Origin of the sequence: Pseudomonas sp. zfem003, assembly GCF_032621675.1 — a bacterium.
In the GTDB taxonomy this organism is placed as follows: domain Bacteria; phylum Pseudomonadota; class Gammaproteobacteria; order Pseudomonadales; family Pseudomonadaceae; genus Metapseudomonas; species Metapseudomonas otitidis.
Genome location: NZ_JAVYJG010000014.1, coordinates 62,939 through 79,235 on the forward strand (window position 1 = coordinate 62,939; position 16,297 = coordinate 79,235).

Consider the following 16,297-nt stretch of genomic DNA (forward strand, 5'->3'; position numbering starts at 1 on the left):
TTGCGAGGGGGCGCGGATTCTACGCGCTTTCCCGGGCGATGACCTGGCAGTCGAGCAGATTCAGGCGCTCCACCTCGCCCTCCACCGGCAGCACGCCCAGTGCCTCCAGCACCCGGGTGGCGGCGCGCTCGCCGATCTCCAGCGCCGGCGGTCGGATGGTGGTGAGGCTGGGCAGCAGCATCTCGGCGAACGGGTAGTCGCCGAAGCCCATCACCGCGCAGTCGCCCGGCAGGTCCAGGCCCGCCCGCTGGCCGGCGAGCAGGCCGCCGGCGGCGAGGTTGTCGTTGGCGAAGATGATCGCGTCCGGCCGTGGCGAGCGCTTCATCAGCGCCTCCATGGCCTGCTTGCCGGCCTCGAAGGGCGCCAGCCCGCTGCTGGGCACGAAGACCCAGGGCTCGTGGCCGGCGGCGCGCAGGGTGTCGGCGTAGCCGTCGCGGCGGTCCAGGGCGCTGAAGTCGCCGGCGGCGCTGTTCTGCACGAAGGCGATGCGCGTGTGCCCCTTGTCCAGCAGGTAGCGGGCGGCGGCGACGCCCACGTCGCGGTGGAGGAATCCCACCTGCATCGGCGCGCGCTCGGGCTGGTAGTCCCAGACCTCGACGACCGGGATGTCCGCCTCGGCGAGCATCTTCTCGGTGCCGGGGCTGTGGAAATGACTGGTGACCACCAGGGCCGCCGGCGACCAGCCGAGGAAGGCGCGCACGGCGCTCTCTTCCTGTTCCTCGGAGAAGTAGCTGGAGGCCAGCAGCAGCTGGTAGCCGTGGCGCGCCAGGGTGTCGCTGAAGCCCTGGATCGTGTTGGCGAAGATCGGCCCGGAGATGTTGGGGATGACCATGCCGACGATACGTCCGCGCGCCGAGGCCAGGCCGCCGGCCACAAGGTTGGGCACGTAGCCCAGCTCGGCCACCGCCGTTTCGATGCGCCCGCGCAGTTCCTCGGAGACCTGCTCCGGCTGGTTGAAGTAGCGCGACACGGTGATGGCGGAAACGCCGACGCGCTCGGCCACGGCGCTGAGGGTGACGCGTCCCGCGCCTCGGCGCTTGCGGGGGCTGCTCATGGATTGACCATCCTTGTAGGCATATAAAAGTAATTTTTAATTATTTGACGATCTATTGGTGTCGCTCGGATACTGGCGATGTTAGCGCTAACAAAGCACGGCTGTCTGCCTTTTTGCTGCCACTCGCACGAGCGAGACCAGACCGCGACAGCCCACAAGGAGCCTGCCACGCAGCAGGCACGTCTGGTCTCCGCAGGGCAGTGAAACGAGCATGAGCATCCACAGCAATCCGGCCGCACCGCGCGGCCTTCGCACCTCCCACGGCGGGCGCCGCAGCCCGCTGGCCATCGGCATCCTCCTGGCGGCGCTGGGGAGCGCCGCCGGGGCCGCCGAGCGCACCCCCGATAGCACCGCCGACGGCCAGAAGGCCGCGCCCACGCTGAAGACGGTGACCGTCACCGCCACCCGCCGCGAAGCCAGCCTGCAGGACGTACCGGTGGCCGTCTCCGTGGTGCAGGGCGAGCAGCTGGAGCGCGACAACCGCAACAACGTCGGCGCCATCGTCCAGCAGGTGCCGACCCTCAACTACCGCACCGGTGCCTCCAACAAGGACACCTCGCTGTTCATCCGTGGCGTCGGCACCATCTCCACCTCGCCGGGGGTCGAGCCCACGGTGGCCACGGTGGTGGACGGCGTGGTGTTCGGCCGCCCCGGGCAATCCACCCTGGACCTGCTGGACCTGGAGCGCATCGAAGTGCTGCGCGGCCCCCAGGGCACCCTGTTCGGCAAGAACGCCTCGGCCGGCGTGCTCAACATCGTCAGCCAGGACCCGCCCGAGCAGGGCCACGGCTACGTGGACTACTCGCACTTCGGCGGCGGCAACGAGAACCGCCTGCGCTTCGGCATCGGCGGACGCCTGAGCGACACCCTGAAAGGCTCCCTGAGCACCCTGCTGGGGCGCTACGACGGCAACGTCGAGAACGTCGCCAACGGCCATGACGTCAACGGCTACGACCGCAAGGGCGTGCGCGGCAAGCTGGTGTTCGAGCCGGACGACGCGCTCAAGGTGACCCTGATCGCCGACCGCATGGAGGGCGAGGACACCCTGCCCAGCGGCGTGATCACCTCCACCAGCAGCGCAGCCTTCGCCAGCGCCCTGCGCCCGGTGGTGCCGAGCGACCACAACCGCGACATCCGCAGCGACTACAAGACCTACGTCGAGGACACCAACAGCGGCCTGTCCGGGCAGGTGGACTGGAAGCTGGGCGACTTCACCCTCACCTCCATCACCGCCTGGCGCGGCTGGGACAACACCCAGTACCAGGACGGCGACCGCTCGGCGCAGCTACCGCTGACCGCCTCCCACGACAAGGGCGAGGTGGACTACGACCAGTACTCCCAGGAGTTCCGCCTGGCCTCGCCCAAGGGCGGCTTCAACGAATACGTGGTCGGCGCCTACTACTTCCATGGCCGCTCCGAGGAGACCTACCGGCGCCTGTCGGTCAACGGCGGTACCCCCAACAGCGGCCGCGCCGACTACAGCGTGACCAACGACAGCGTCGCGCTGTTCGGCGAGAACACCTTCAACCTCACCGACGACTTCCGCGCGCTGTTCGGCCTGCGCTGGACCCACGACGACCTGGAGTACGACCACCGCCGCACGTCCACCTCCGCCACCGCCGTCACCGGCATCCAGCCCTCCACCGCAAGCTCGGGTTCGGTGGACGAGGACGGCTGGTCCGGCCGCACCGGCCTGCAGTACGACTTCAGCGACGACCTGATGGGCTACGCCACCTACTCGCGCGGCTACAAGGGGCCGGCCTACAACGTGTTCTTCAACATGCAGCCGCGCGACACCGGGGCGCTCAAGCCGGAGACCTCCGACTCCTACGAGCTGGGCCTCAAGGCCACCGCCCTGGACAAGCGCCTGAGCGCCAACCTGGCGGTGTTCCACACCGACTACGACGACTACCAGGCGAACTTCTTCGACACCGTGGCCAACCAGGTGGTGACCCGCCTGATCAACGCCGGCAGCGTGAAGACCCAGGGCGTGGAGCTGGACACCAGCTTCCAGGCCACTCGCCAGCTCAAGCTGTCCGCCGCCCTGGCCTACACCAAGGCGCGGGTGGACCACTTCAACTGCCCGCCCGGCGCCGCCGCCACCTGCAACATCGACGGCGGCCGCTTGCCCTTCACCCCGGACTGGAAGGTCTACGTGCGCGCCGACTACAGCATCCCGCTGGACAACGGCCTGGATGTGGAACTGTCCACCGACTACAGCTGGCAGGACGAGGTGCAGTTCAGCCTCGACCAGAACCCGGACACCGTGCAGGGCGCCTACGGCATCTGGAACGCCAGCGTCGCCCTGGCCGACTACAACGCCGGCTGGCGCGTGGCGCTGCTGGGCAAGAACCTCGCCGACACCTCCTACGCCCAGTCCCTGGCCAGCGGCGGCAGCTACATCTACCGCGCCGTGCCACGGGACGACGAGCGCTACTTCGGCGTCCAGCTGCGCAAGGATTTCGACTTCTGACCCGCGCCTGCGTGCAGGAACCGCCCGAGCCGCCGCAGAGCGGCCGGGCGGCACTCCCACCGACCCCGGTAACGACACCATGACCCGATCCCGACAGCTCTCCCTCGGCGCCTTCCTGATGGCCACCGGTCACCACGTGGCCGCCTGGCGCCACCCGGACGTTCCCGCCGACACCCTCGACTTCGCCCAGTACAGACACCTGGCACGCATCGCCGAAGCGGCGAAGTTCGACGCCCTGTTCGTCGCCGACAGCGTCGCCGCGCCCACCAGCGACATCGCCAGTCACATGGCCCGCTCCACCTACTTCGAACCGCTGACCCTGCTCAGCGCCCTGGCCGCCGTCACCGAGCGCATCGGCCTGGTGAGCACCGTCACCACCAGCTACAACGAGCCGTACCACGTGGCGCGCAAGTTCGCCTCGCTGGACCACATCTCCGGCGGCCGCTCGGGCTGGAACCTGGTGACCTCCGACGCCGCCGCCGAGGCGCTCAACTTCAACCGCGAGGCCCACCTGGGCCATGCCGAGCGCTACGCCCGCGCCCGGGAGTTCCACCAGGTGGTCACCGGCCTGTGGGACAGCTGGGAGGACGACGCCTTCCTCCGCGACAAGGCCAGCGGCCAGTACTACGACCCGGGCAAACTCCACGTGCTCGCCCACCAGGGCGAGCACTTCCGTGTGCAGGGCCCGCTCAATGTCGCCCGCTCGCCCCAGGGCCGGCCGGTGGTGGTGCAGGCCGGCTCCTCCGAGACCGGCCGCGAGCTGGCCGCCGAGACCGCCGACGTGGTGTTCACCGCGCAGACCTCCCTGGCCAAGGCCCAGGCCTTCTACGCCGACCTCAAGGGGCGCCTGGCCAGGTTCGGCCGCCGCGAGGACGAGCTGAAGATCATGCCCGGCGCCTTCGTCGTCGTCGGCGCCAGCGAGGCTGAGGCGAAGGAGAAGTTCGAGGCGTTCCAGGCGCTGGTGGAGCCCCGCGTCGGCGTCGCCCTGCTGGGGCGCATGCTCGGCAACTTCGATCTCTCCGAATACCCGCTGGACGGCCCGCTGCCCGAGCTGCCGCTGACCCAGGACGGCCAGCAGAGCCGGCAGAAGCTGCTCACCGAGCTGGCCGGGCAGGAGAACCTCACCCTGGCCCAGCTCGGCCGGCGCATCGCCGGCGGGCGCGGCCACCACAGCCTGATCGGCACCCCGACGCAGATCGCCGACGAGCTGCAGGCCTGGTTCGAAGGCCGCGCCGCCGACGGCTTCAACGTGCTGGTGCCGCACCTGCCGGCCGGCCTGGAGGACTTCGCCACCCAGGTGGTGCCGGAGTTGCAGCGGCGCGGCCTGTTCCGCACCGAGTACCAGGGCCGCACCCTGCGCGAACACCTCGGCCTGGCGCGGCCGGCGAACCGCTTCGCCCGCCCTGCCTGACATTCACCGGGGCCCCGCGCCAGCGGGGTCCCGACAACCTGAAGCGAGACCCATCCATGACCTACATCGCCGCTCCCGACCGCTACGAGCGCATCCCCTATCGCCGCGTCGGCCGCAGCGGGCTGGTGCTGCCGGCCCTGTCCCTGGGGCTGTGGCACAACTTCGGCGACGCCACGCCCCTCGACACCCAGCGCGCCCTGCTGCGCACCGCCTTCGACCTGGGCATCAACCACTTCGACCTGGCCAACAACTACGGCCCGCCCTACGGCAGCGCCGAGATCAACTTCGGCCGCCTGCTCAAGGAAGACTTCCGCGCCTACCGCGATGAGCTGGTGATCTCCACCAAGGCCGGCTGGGACATGTGGCCCGGCCCCTACGGCCAGGGCGGCAGCTCGCGCAAGTACCTGCTCTCCAGCCTTGACCAGAGCCTGGCGCGCCTGGGGCTGGACTATGTGGACATCTTCTATTCCCACCGCTTCGACCCCGACACGCCCCTGGAGGAAACCGCCGGCGCCCTGGCCAGCGCGGTGCAGCAGGGCAAGGCGCTGTACGTGGGCATCTCGTCCTATTCGGCGGGCAAGACCCGCGAGCTCGCCGCGCTGCTGCGGGAGTGGAAGGTGCCGCTGCTGATCCACCAGCCGGCCTACAACCTGTTCAACCGCTGGGTGGAGAAGGACCTGCTGGCCACCACCGAGGAACTGGGCACCGGCGTCATCGCCTTCACCCCGCTGGCCCAGGGCCTGCTCACCGACAAGTACCTCGCCGGCGTGCCGGCGGATGCGCGGGTCAACCGCCCCGGCGGCGCCTCGCTGCGCCCGGAGCACCTGGCCGAGGCCAACATCGCCCGCGCTCGCGCCCTTGCGGAGATCGCCCGGCGCCGGGGCCAGAGCCTGGCCCAGCTGGCGCTGGCCTGGACCCTGCGCGATGCGCGGGTGACCTCGGCGCTGATCGGCGCCAGCCGCCCGGAGCAGATCGTCGAGAACGTCGCCGCCCTGGACAACCTCGCCTTCAGTGCCGAGGAGCTGGCGGAGATCGACCGCCACGCCGTGGAAGGCGGCATCAACCTCTGGGAAAAACCCTCCACCGACTGGCAGGCCTGAGCATGCAACGACTTCGACTGGGCGCCGCGTTGCTGGCGCTGCTGGCCCTGGCACAGGGCGCCCTGGCCGACCCCGCGACCCTGCGCATCGGCTACCAGAAGGGCTCCGCCAGCCTGGTGCTGGCCAAGGAGCACGGCCTGCTGGAGCAGCGCTTCCCCGCCACCCGGGTGCAGTGGATCGAATTCCCCGCCGGCCCGCAGATGCTCGAAGCGCTGAACGTCGGCAGCCTGGATCTGGGCTCCACCGGCGACATCCCGCCGATCTTCGCCCAGGCCGCCGGGGCCGACCTGCTCTACGTCGGCGCCGAACCGCCCAAGCCCCAGGCCGAGGTGATCCTGGTACCGGAGGGCAGCCCGATCCGCTCGGTGGCCGAGCTCAAGGGGCGCAAGGTGGCCTTCCAGAAGGGCTCCAGCGCCCACAACCTGCTGCTGCGCGCGCTCAAGGCGGCGGGGCTGTCCATGGCCGACATCCAGCCGCTGTTCCTCACCCCGGCCGATGCCCGCGCCGCCTTCGAGCAGGGCAGCGTGGACGCCTGGGCGATCTGGGACCCCTACTACTCGGCCATGGAACTGGAGGGCCATGCACGACTGCTGGCCAATGGCGAGGGGCTGGGGCTGAGCGGGCCCTTCTACCTGGCCGCGCGGGGCTACGCCGAGGCCGACCCGGCGTTCGTGCAGCAGGTGCTGGGGGTGATCTCCGAGGCCGAGGCCCTGACCCGCAGCGACCGCGACGGCAGCATCGCCCTGCTGGCGAAGTTCATGGGCCTGCCCCCGGCGGTGATCGAGCGCAGCTTCCAGCACCGCCCGGCCTCGCCCATCGGCCCGGTCACCGACGACATCGCCGCCGCCCAGCAGCGCACGGCGGACCTGTTCCTGGAGAACCGGCTGCTGCCGAAGCGGGTGGATGTCGGGAGTGCGGTGTGGCGGCCGTAGAGGCCGAGGCATGGGCTTTGGTCGTGTAGGGGCGAATTCATTCGCCCGAGGACCGCGCAGCGGTCCCATGGAATCCGCAGGGCGGGCCTGTGGCCCGCTTGGCGACTGAAGTCGCCCCTACAGAGGGCGTTGGAACGAGCGGTTTGAGGGGGCGAATGGGCCACGGCTGTAGGGGCGAATTCATTCGCCCGAGGATCGTGCAGCGGTCCCATGGATTCCGCAGGGCGGGCCTGTGGCCCGCTTGGCGACTGAAGTCGCCCCTACAGGATCAAGAGCGATAGGCGTTAGCCCACCAGGAACTTGGCGAGGAATTGCCGGGTGCGTTCTTCCTTGGGGGCGCTGAACAGGGTCTTGGCGTCGCCCTGTTCGACGATCACGCCCTTGTCGATGAAGATCGCGCGGTTGGCCACGTCGCGGGCGAAGCTCATCTCGTGGGTGACGATGACCATGGTGCGCTTCTCCTCGGCCAGGCCGCGGATGGTGGTCAGCACCTCGCCCACCAGCTCGGGGTCGAGGGCGGAGGTGGGTTCGTCGAAGAGGATCACGTCCGGTTCCATCGCCAGGGCGCGGGCGATGGCCACCCGCTGTTGCTGGCCGCCGGAAAGGCGCTTGGGATAGGCGTCTTCCTTGCCCGCCAGGCCGACCTTGGCCAGCAGCGCGCGGGCCCGTGCGATGGCGCGCTCGCGGGGTTCCTTCTTCACCACCACCGGGCCTTCGATGACGTTCTCCAGCGCGGTGCGGTGGGGGAAGAGATTGAAGTTCTGGAACACGAAGCCGACGTGCTGGCGCAGCTGGCGGATCAGCCATTGCTGCTGCTTCAGGGGCTGGTTGGCGTCGATCTCGATCCGCCCCAGCTGGAGGGTGCCGCCGTCGGGCTCTTCCAGCAGGTTGAGGCAGCGCAGCAGGGTGGTCTTGCCCGAGCCGCTGGGGCCGATGATGGCGACCACTTCGCCCGGCTCGATGGTCAGGTCGATGCCCTTGAGCACCGCCTGGCCCTTGAAGGACTTGGTCAGGTTACGGACGGTGATCATCAGCTGTCCTGTTCGTGGCGGTTGACCCGGGCCTCAAGGCGCGCCTGGACGTGGGCCAGCAGGGTGGCCAGCACCCAGTACATCAGCGCGGCGGCCAGGTACATGGTGAAGATCTCGAAGGTGCGCGCGGTGATCAGCTGCGCCTGGCGGAACAGCTCCGGCACCTGGATGGTGGCGGCCAGGGCGGTGTCCTTGACCAGCGAGATGAAGCTGTTGCCCAGCGGCGGCAGGGCGGTGCGCGCGGCCTGCGGGAGAATGACGCGCGTCAGCGCCTGGCTGCGGCTCATGCCGATGCTGGCGGCGGCTTCCCATTGCCCCTTGTCGATGGAGGCGATGGCGGCGCGGAGGATCTCCGAGGTGTAGGCGGCCATGTTCAGCGAGAAGCCGATCAGCGCCGCCAGCAGCGGGCTCAGCTCCAGGCCGAGCTGGGGCAGGCCGTAGTAGATGATGAACAGCTGCACCAGCAGCGGGGTGCCGCGGAAGAACGACACGTAGACCCGCGCCAGGCCGCGCACCGGGGCGATGGCGTAGAGGCGCGCCAGGGCCAGGGCGAAGCCCAGCAGCAGGCCGAAGAACATGCCGCCGAGGCTGAGGACTACGGTGTAGAGCGCGCCCTTCAACAGGAAGGGCGCGGAATCCAGCACCAGTTGCAGGCTGCCGTCTTCGATCATTGGGTCACGTCAGCCTTGAACCACTTCTCGGACAGGGCCTTGAGGGTGCCGTCGGCCTTGAGCTTGGCCAGGGCCTTGTCCAGCGCGGCGAGCAATTCGGGGTTGCCCTTGCGCAGGGCGATGCCGGACTCCTGGCGGGAGAAGGGCTCGCCGGCCACGGCCAGGCGGCCGCCGGTCTTGTCGACCATTTCGAAGGCGGCCAGGCGGTCCACCAGGATCACGTCGATGCGGCCGACATTGAGGTCCTGGAACTTGGTGGGGTCGTCGTCGTAGGTGCGGATGTCGGCCTGCGGGACGTTCTCCTTCAGCCACTGCTCGTAGTTGGTGCCCAGGCCCACGCCGACCTTCTTGCCGGCCAGGTCGGCGGCGGTATTGATCTCGCCTTCCTTGCCCTTGCGCACCAGGGCCTGGATGCCGGAGACGGTGTAGGGGGTGGTGAAGTCGTACTTCTTCTTGCGCTCTTCGGAGATGGTCACCTGGTTGATGGCCACGTCCAGGCGACGGGATTCCAGGGCGGCGAGGATGCCGTCCCACTTGGTCGGCTGGAACTCGGCCTTCACGCCCAGCTCCTTGGCCAGGGCTTGTGCCAGCTCGACTTCGAAGCCGGTGAGCTTGCCGCTCTCGTCCTGGTAGTTGAAGGGCGGGTAGGTGCCTTCCAGGCCGATCTTCAGGGCGCCTTTCTGCTGGATGTCCTTCAGGTCGGCGGCGGCGGTGCCGGCCAGGCCGAGACCGAGGGCCAGTGCCAGGCTGGCGAAGAGGGCGGGACGACGGAGAGTTGCTGCGTGCATAAGGGGCCTCGCGGGGGCAGTTGGCGAATGGAGGGTCGCCACTCTAAGGGAGTTCCATATATTCGTTTAAATACATAAAAAACAGAAAATGCCTTTCTGGTTATAAGTCGTGGTTCGCATCACCCGCTGGATGATAGGCGAACAGCGCCGGTGAGCCGCCGGTGTGCAGGAACAGCAGCGGACCGTCGCCGTCGAAGGCCTGGCGGGCGATGCCGTCCAGCAGGCCGGCGAAGGCCTTGCCGGTGTAGACCGGGTCCAGCAGCAGCCCTTCACAGGCGGCGGCACGGCGTACGGCGGCGAGGGTGCCGGCATTGGCTTCGCCGTAGCGCGGGGCGAAGTACTGGTCCCACAGCTCCACCTTCAGGCCGTTGGGCACCGGCACGCCCAGCAGCTCGGCGGTGCGCTGCAGCAGGCCTTCCACCTTGGGGCGCTGGGTGGCGTCGGGGCGCGACACGGTGACGCCCACCACGCGGGTGCCGGGCAGGGCGTGTTCCAGGGCCAGGGCGAGCCCGGCGTGGGTGCCGGCGCTGCCGGAGGCGAGTACCACGGCGGCGAAGCGCTCGCCGCTGGCCTTGATCTGCTCGGCCAGTTCCAGGCCGGCGCGCACGTAGCCCAGGGCGCCGAGGGCGTTGGAGCCGCCGATGGGCACCACGTAGGGGGTGCGGCCTTCGGCGCGCAGGCGCTCGGCGGCCTCGGCCAGCAACTGGTCGGCGTTGTCGAGGTTGGGCACCCGCTGCACCTCGGTGCCGAACAGGTCCAGCAGCAGGCGGTTGCCGTTCTCCAGGTAGTTGCGGTCGGTGGTGCCGATGGGGTTTTCCAGCAGGGCCACGCAACCCAGGCCCAGGCGAGCGGCCAGGGCGGCGGTCTGGCGCACATGGTTGGACTGGATGGCGCCGGCGGTGACCAGCACGTCCGCGCCCTGGGCCAGGGCGTCCTGGGCGAGGTATTCGAGCTTGCGCACCTTGTTGCCGCCGAGGGCGAAGGGGGTCAGGTCGTCGCGCTTGACGTACAGGCCGCGCCCCAGCTCCCGGGAGAGGCGCTCCAGCTTTTCCAGCGGGGTCGGTGCGGTGACCAGTTCCAGGCGGGGAAAGCGGGCGAGGGCAGTGGCGAGCATGGCGGGCATCCGAGGGTGTCTGGTACAGGCCGCCACTCTAGTGAGGCCGGCCGGGTCAGGCAATTCACGAGGGCGACATTCGATGTGGGCACGGGGGCTGCGTCGGGTACGGGCTGGGGTGTCTTTTAATTCCATAAAAGAATATATGAATAAAAAATTGGTATTTGTTCGTTATAAAAAATCACCGTAACGTCCGCTCCAACCCGGCACCATCCAGGCCGGGACCCGAACCCCCGCTCATGGCTGACGATCCAGCCGGAGCCCCTGAGATCAAGGAACATCATGAAGAAGTCCCTGCTGTTGACCGCTCTGGCTGCCGCCCTTTCCGTCACCCTGGCCCACGCCGGCGAGAAGCTCGTCGTCGCCGCCACCCCGGTGCCCCACGCCGAGATCCTCGAACTGATCAAGCCGCAGCTGGCGAAGGAAGGGGTCGATCTGGAGGTGAAGGTGTTCACCGACTACGTGCAACCCAACGTGCAGGTGGAAGAGAAGCGCCTGGACGCCAACTACTTCCAGACCAAGCCCTACCTGGACAACTTCAACAGCGGCAAGGGCACCCACCTGGTGATCGTGCAGGGCGTGCACGTCGAGCCCTTCGGCGGTTACTCCAGCAAGTACAAATCCCTGAAGGACCTGCCGGATGGCGCCACCATCGCCATCCCCAACGAGGGCAGCAACAGCGGCCGTGCCCTGCTCCTGCTGCAGAAATCCGGCCTGCTGAAGCTGAAGGACCCGAGCAACGCCCTGGCGACCCCGAAGGACATCGCCGAGAACCCGCACCACTTCAAGTTCAAGGAGCTGGAAGCGGCCCTCCTGCCGCGCGTGCTGAACCAGGTCGACCTGGCGCTGATCAACACCAACTACGCGCTGGAGGCCAAGCTCAACCCGTCCAAGGACGCGCTGGTGCTGGAAGACCGCAGCTCGCCCTACGTGAACTACCTGGTGGCCCGTCCTGACAACAAGGACAGCGACGCCATCAAGAAACTCTCCGCCGCGCTGACCAGCCCGGAAGTGAAGGCCTTCATCGAGCAGAAATACTCCGGCGCGGTCGTGCCGGCCTTCTGATCAACCGCAAGCCACGGTGGTGCGGCGAACGCCGCGCCTCTCCTCACGCCGACGAGTCTCGACTATCGTCGGCGTTCTTTTTTTATGTGGTGGCATTGCCCCCATTCCGCACGATTTCTCGGAGGACTCCATGCCTGAATCCAGACCCGGCCTTTCCACCCGCGCGGTGCACAGCGGCAACGACGTCGACCAGCAGATGGTCACCCGCCCGAAGACGCTGCCCATCTACGAGTCCTCGGTGTTCGTCTACGACAACCTGGAGCAGGTGGACGACTTCCTCGCCGGCAACCCGGACAACTACATGTACACCCGCATCGCCAACCCCAACCAGGCGGCGCTGGAGCAACTGGTGCGGGACCTGGAAGGTGGCGAGGCGGCGCTGTTCTCCGCTTCCGGCATGGCCTCGGTGAGCGCGGCGCTGCTGGGGCTGCTGAATGCCGGCGACCACCTGATCGCCAGCCGCGAGCTGTACGGCACCACCCAGAGCCTGATCGAGAAGGAGCTGGCGCGCTTCGGCATCACCGCCACCCTGGTGGAGATCAACGACCTGGCGGCGGTGGAGGCGGCCATCACCCCGGCCACGCGGCTGATCTACACCGAGACGGCCTCCAACCCGCTGGTGCGCATCAGCGACATCCCCGCCCTGGCCAAGCTGGCCAAGGCCCATGGGCTCAAGCTGCTGGTGGACAACACCTTCCTCTCGCCGGCGCTCTACAACCCGCTGGCCGCTGGCGCCGACCTGGTGCTGCACAGCACCACCAAGTACCTCAACGGCCACAGCGACGCCACCGGCGGCATCCTCGTCGGCGACGCCGAGTGGATCGCCCAGGCGCGGCGCTTCCAGATCAATGCCGGCGGCAGTTCCAGCCCCTTCGAAGCCTGGCTGACCTTCCGTGGCGCCAAGACCCTGGCCCTGCGCATGAAGGCCCACTCGGCCAACGCCCAGGCCCTGGCCGAAGCGCTGGAGGCCCATCCGCAGGTGGCGAAGGTGTTCTACCCGGGGCTGCCCTCGCACCCGGACTTCGCGCTGGCCCAGCGGCTGTTCCCCAAGGGTGCCTCGGGCATGCTGAGCTTCACCCTCAAGGGCGGCCTGGCGGAGGTGGACGGCCTGATCCGCGGCCTGCAGCGCACCGCGTTCGCGCCCTCGCTGGCCGGTGTGGCCAGCAGCATCACCCACCCGGGCAAGACCAGCCACCGCGCCCTGTCGGCCGAGGCCCTGGCGGAGCTGGACATCCACGAGGGGACCATCCGCGTGTCGGTGGGGATCGAGGATGCCGCCGACATCATCGGCGACTTCGTGCAGGCCCTGGACCGGCTCTGACCGGCCCCGGGCCCGGGGGAGGGCTCAGACGGCGACGGCGAAATGCCAGCGCACGTCCTGCTCGGCGAGGGCGCTGAGCACCCACTCGTAGTCCTGCAGGTCTTCGAGGAAGGCATCGGCGTTGGACAGCGAACGCGGCTGGCTCACCAGGTGCCCCTGCAGGGCACGCACGGTGCGCAGCCCGTCCTCGGGGCTGAACCACTGCTCGCAGGCGAGCTGGTCGTCCAGTTCGAGGCCTTCGAGCAGGTCGGCGAACTCGTTCGGATCCTGGCTGACGAAGTCCCACAGCGACTTCACCTTGAGCCGTTTGCAGAGGTCGTCGACCTCGACTTCGTCCACCTGGACGACGGTACTGCCGTGGACGAAATCATCGAGCCCGGCGACGGGTTTCTCAGGAACGATGTAGATGGCTGCACTCATGGCTGACGGGCCCTGACGGTGGTGGAACACACTGCTTTAACAGGCCGTTGAAAAACGTGAACGAGGCAGCCGATGCAAGGCGAAAACGTCCGAAAAAGCGCAGTTTACGGTCGTAAATGAGCATTTTGAGGGCGTTTTCAACGCCGCAACGGCAACGCAGTTAGTTTCTTCAACAGCCTGTTAGGGGCCTCAGCATAGCGATAGTTCCACCCGCAGAAGGGGTCAACGGCCAGCTTTGCAACGACGTTCACACCGGTTTCAGGAACTGCGTTGCGCCTTGGCAAAAGGCTGGCAGAAGGCCATTCGGACCCGTCCGAAGATCGGTGGACAAGCGGCTCGCCCCCGCTCCGTATCGGAGCGGGAGGGGACCGTTCAGAACGGCTTGTCGCCGAGGATGGTGGCGCGGTGCATCACGCGGCGGGCGGGTCGGTAGTCGTCGACGGCGAAGTGCTGGGTGATGCGGTTGTCCCAGAAGGCCACGTCGTTCTCCTGCCAGCGCCAGCGCAGGGTGAACTCCGGGCGGGTGGCGTGGGCGAAGAGGAAACGCAGCAGGGCGTCGCTTTCCGCCGCCGACAGCTCGTTGATGCGGGTGGTGAAGCCTTCGCTGACGAACAGCCCCTTGCGCCCGGTGACCGGGTGGGTGCGCACCACCGGGTGGCTGACCGGCGGGTGCTTGCGCTTGGCCGCTTCCAGCTTCTCGCGTTCCTCCGCCGTCAGGCTGAAGCGCTCCTCGGGGAAGGAGCGGGCCAGGTCGTGGGTGGCGGTGAGGCCTTCGAGCATCCGCTGCAGCGGCGCCGACAGCGCTTCGAAGGCGGCGCTGCTGCTGGCCCAGAGGGTGTCGCCTCCCACCGGCGGCAGCAGCTTGGCGCTGAGCACGGCGCCCAGGGCCGGGGTTTCCATGAAGGTCACGTCGGTGTGCCAGAGGGCGTTGTCGCGCACGTCGGTGACGGCGGTGTCGAGCACCAGCACTTCCGGCTGCTCGGGGATGTTGGGGTAGATGGGGTGGATGTGCAGGTCGCCGAACTGGGCGGCGAAGCGTGCCTGCTGGGTGGGCTCCAGGGGCTGGGCGCGGAAGAACAGCACCTGGTGCTTGAGCAGGGCGGCCTCGATGCCATCGCGGTGTTCGGCGCTCAGCGGCTCGCGCAGGTCGACGCCGCCGACGAGGGCGCCGAGGGCGGGGCTGAGGGGGGTGATGTGCAGGGGCATGACGGGCCTCGATCAGTGGTTCTGCCCGTGCCAGGGCACGAGCTTGCGTTGCAGGGTGCGCAGGCCGAGTTCCAGGGCGAAGGCGACCAGGGCGATGACCAGGATGCCGAGCACCACGACGTCGGTGACCAGGAACTGCGCGGCCGACTGGACCATGAAGCCGAGGCCCTGGGTGGCGGCCACCAGTTCGGCGGCGACCAGGGTCGACCAGCCGACGCCGAGGCCGATGCGCACGCCGGTGAGGATGTCCGGCAAGGCGCTGGGCAGGACCACGTGGCGGATCAGCTGCGCCGGGGTGGCACCGAGGGACTGCGCTGCGCGCAGGCGCGCCGGGTTGACGTTGCGCACGCCGGTGGCGGTGGCGATGGCGATGGGGGCGAAGATGGCGAGGAAGATCAGCAGCACCTTGGACAGCTCGCCGATGCCGCACCAGATGACGATCAGTGGCAGGTAGGCCAGCGGCGGGATCGGCCGGTAGAACTCGATCAGCGGGTCGAAGATGCCGTGGGCGATGCGGTTGCGGCCGATGGCGATGCCCAGCGGGATGGCGGTGAGCACGGCGGCCAGCAGGGCGGTGCCGATGCGTGCGAGGCTGGCCAGCAGGTGCGCCCAGAGGCTGGAATCCATGTAGCCCTGGGTGGCCAGCTGCCAGCCCTTGCGCAGCACCGCCTGGGGGCTGGGCAGGAACAGCGGCTCGATCAGGCCGGCGGTGGTCACCGCCCACCAGGCCAGCAGCAAGCCGACGAGGGTCAGGCTGCTGATGGCGAAGGTGGAGAGGCGCCAGGTGCGGGGTGCGGGGGCCGCTGCCTTGTTTTCCGGCAGGGGCAGGTCGAGGCTGCTCATGCGCTTCTCCTTTGCCGTTCGGCGAAGACCTGGGCGAGGACGTGTTCGCGGGTTTCGATGAAGGCCCGGTCGGACTTGATCGCCCGTGCGCTCTCGCCGGCGGCGTAGCGGCGGCCGAAGTCGAGGGTCAGGCGCTCGCTGATGCGGCCGGGGTTGGGTGACAGGAGGATCAGGTCGGTGGCGAGGAACACCGCTTCCTCGATGTCGTGGGTGATCAGGAACACCGGCTTGGCGGCGCGCTGCCAGACCTGCAGCAGCAGCTCCTGCATCTGTTCGCGGGTGAAGGCGTCGAGGGCGCCGAAGGGTTCGTCCATCAGCAGCACGCGCGGGTCGGCGGCCAGGGCCCGGGCAATGCCGACGCGCTGGCGCTGGCCCCCGGAGAGTTCCCAGACCTGCCGCTTCTCGAAGCCGGCGAGGTCGACCAGGGCGAGCATATCGCGGGCCTTGGCTTCGCGCCGCGCACGGGGCACGCCGGCCAGTTCGAGGCCGAAGGCGACGTTGCCGAGGACGTTCTGCCAGGGCAGCAGGGCGTCGTCCTGGAACACCACCCCACGCTCGGCGGAGGGGCCCTGCACGGGCTTGCCGTCGAGGCTGATGCGACCGTCGCTGGGGGGCACGAAGCCGGCGATGAGGTTGAGCAGCGTGGTCTTGCCGCTGCCGGAGGGCCCCAGGGCGACCAGCAGCTGCTGTGGCCCGAGGGTGAGGGAGATGTCGGTCAGTACCGGCTCGGCCGTGCCGGGGTACTGTGCGCTGATGCGCTCCAGCTGGAGTAAGGCCATTTTCTTTTGCGCTCTTCTGAATGTGTCGGATCGAGCGAGCTGGAGCGGGGCCAGTCGCAAACGACCGGGGCTGCTGCAAGTGAGCAAGC

General features: G+C 68.7%; 15 protein-coding genes. 6 read left to right on the forward strand and 9 right to left on the reverse strand.

Annotation, left to right across the window (positions count from 1 at the left end; all coding sequences use genetic code 11):
- Positions 1-19 precede the first annotated feature (19 nt).
- Complete coding sequence (locus RTK35_RS28540; protein WP_044407171.1) at positions 20-1,054, reverse strand: LacI family DNA-binding transcriptional regulator; 1,035 nt, start codon at positions 1,052-1,054, stop codon at positions 20-22.
- Between the two features lie 217 nt (positions 1,055-1,271).
- Between RTK35_RS28540 and RTK35_RS28545 the strand changes: the two genes are divergently transcribed.
- From RTK35_RS28545 to RTK35_RS28560, 4 genes are all read left to right on the forward strand, one after another.
- Positions 1,272-3,527, forward strand: coding sequence for a TonB-dependent receptor (locus RTK35_RS28545; RefSeq protein WP_410478721.1), 2,256 nt, complete (start codon positions 1,272-1,274; stop codon positions 3,525-3,527).
- A gap of 79 nt (positions 3,528-3,606) precedes the next feature.
- Positions 3,607-4,938: an LLM class flavin-dependent oxidoreductase gene (locus RTK35_RS28550; protein WP_316909563.1), complete on the forward strand. Its 1,332-nt coding sequence runs from the start codon at positions 3,607-3,609 to the stop codon at positions 4,936-4,938.
- A 56-nt stretch (positions 4,939-4,994) separates the two neighbouring features.
- Positions 4,995-6,038 carry an L-glyceraldehyde 3-phosphate reductase gene (mgrA, locus tag RTK35_RS28555; RefSeq protein ID WP_160481470.1) on the forward strand — a complete coding sequence of 348 codons (1,044 nt, stop codon included), beginning with the start codon at positions 4,995-4,997 and terminating at the stop codon, positions 6,036-6,038.
- A 2-nt stretch (positions 6,039-6,040) separates the two neighbouring features.
- Positions 6,041-6,970 (forward strand): sulfonate ABC transporter substrate-binding protein, encoded by a 930-nt coding sequence (locus RTK35_RS28560; protein WP_236212429.1) that lies wholly within the window; start codon positions 6,041-6,043, stop codon positions 6,968-6,970.
- Positions 6,971-7,254: 284 nt separating this feature from the next.
- Here RTK35_RS28560 and tcyN read toward each other — a convergent pair whose 3' ends face one another.
- The 4 genes from tcyN to RTK35_RS28580 form a co-directional block, all read right to left on the reverse strand.
- Positions 7,255-8,001, reverse strand: coding sequence for an L-cystine ABC transporter ATP-binding protein TcyN (gene tcyN / locus RTK35_RS28565; protein ID WP_044413919.1), 747 nt, complete (start codon positions 7,999-8,001; stop codon positions 7,255-7,257).
- Positions 8,001-8,672 carry a cystine ABC transporter permease gene (gene tcyL, locus RTK35_RS28570; RefSeq protein ID WP_316909564.1) on the reverse strand — a complete coding sequence of 224 codons (672 nt, stop codon included), beginning with the start codon at positions 8,670-8,672 and terminating at the stop codon, positions 8,001-8,003. The genes tcyN and tcyL overlap by 1 nt, the downstream gene beginning before the upstream one ends.
- On the reverse strand, positions 8,669-9,460 hold the full coding sequence (tcyJ, locus tag RTK35_RS28575) for a cystine ABC transporter substrate-binding protein (protein WP_316909565.1): 792 nt from the start codon (positions 9,458-9,460) through the stop codon (positions 8,669-8,671). The genes tcyL and tcyJ overlap by 4 nt, the downstream gene beginning before the upstream one ends.
- A gap of 100 nt (positions 9,461-9,560) precedes the next feature.
- Positions 9,561-10,574: a D-cysteine desulfhydrase gene (locus RTK35_RS28580; RefSeq protein WP_316909566.1), complete on the reverse strand. Its 1,014-nt coding sequence runs from the start codon at positions 10,572-10,574 to the stop codon at positions 9,561-9,563.
- A gap of 282 nt (positions 10,575-10,856) precedes the next feature.
- Here RTK35_RS28580 and RTK35_RS28585 point away from each other — a divergent pair, with 282 nt between their 5' ends.
- On the forward strand, positions 10,857-11,639 hold the full coding sequence (locus RTK35_RS28585; RefSeq protein ID WP_044413907.1) for a MetQ/NlpA family ABC transporter substrate-binding protein: 783 nt from the start codon (positions 10,857-10,859) through the stop codon (positions 11,637-11,639).
- Between the two features lie 130 nt (positions 11,640-11,769).
- Positions 11,770-12,960, forward strand: coding sequence for a PLP-dependent aspartate aminotransferase family protein (locus RTK35_RS28590; RefSeq protein ID WP_316909567.1), 1,191 nt, complete (start codon positions 11,770-11,772; stop codon positions 12,958-12,960).
- Positions 12,961-12,984: 24 nt separating this feature from the next.
- On the opposite strand, the gene RTK35_RS28595 is transcribed toward RTK35_RS28590, so the two are convergent.
- From RTK35_RS28595 to tauB, 4 genes are all read right to left on the reverse strand, one after another.
- Positions 12,985-13,380 (reverse strand): hypothetical protein, encoded by a 396-nt coding sequence (locus tag RTK35_RS28595; protein ID WP_044413902.1) that lies wholly within the window; start codon positions 13,378-13,380, stop codon positions 12,985-12,987.
- 372 nt (positions 13,381-13,752) lie between these two features.
- Positions 13,753-14,586: a taurine dioxygenase gene (gene tauD / locus RTK35_RS28600; protein ID WP_172434927.1), complete on the reverse strand. Its 834-nt coding sequence runs from the start codon at positions 14,584-14,586 to the stop codon at positions 13,753-13,755.
- A 12-nt stretch (positions 14,587-14,598) separates the two neighbouring features.
- Positions 14,599-15,429, reverse strand: coding sequence for a taurine ABC transporter permease TauC (gene tauC / locus RTK35_RS28605; RefSeq protein WP_074972339.1), 831 nt, complete (start codon positions 15,427-15,429; stop codon positions 14,599-14,601).
- Positions 15,426-16,208, reverse strand: a complete 783-nt coding sequence (gene tauB / locus RTK35_RS28610; RefSeq protein WP_316909568.1) for a taurine ABC transporter ATP-binding subunit — start codon at positions 16,206-16,208, stop codon at positions 15,426-15,428. Before tauB ends, tauC begins: the two co-directional genes overlap by 4 nt.
- Positions 16,209-16,297: the final 89 nt, after the last annotated feature.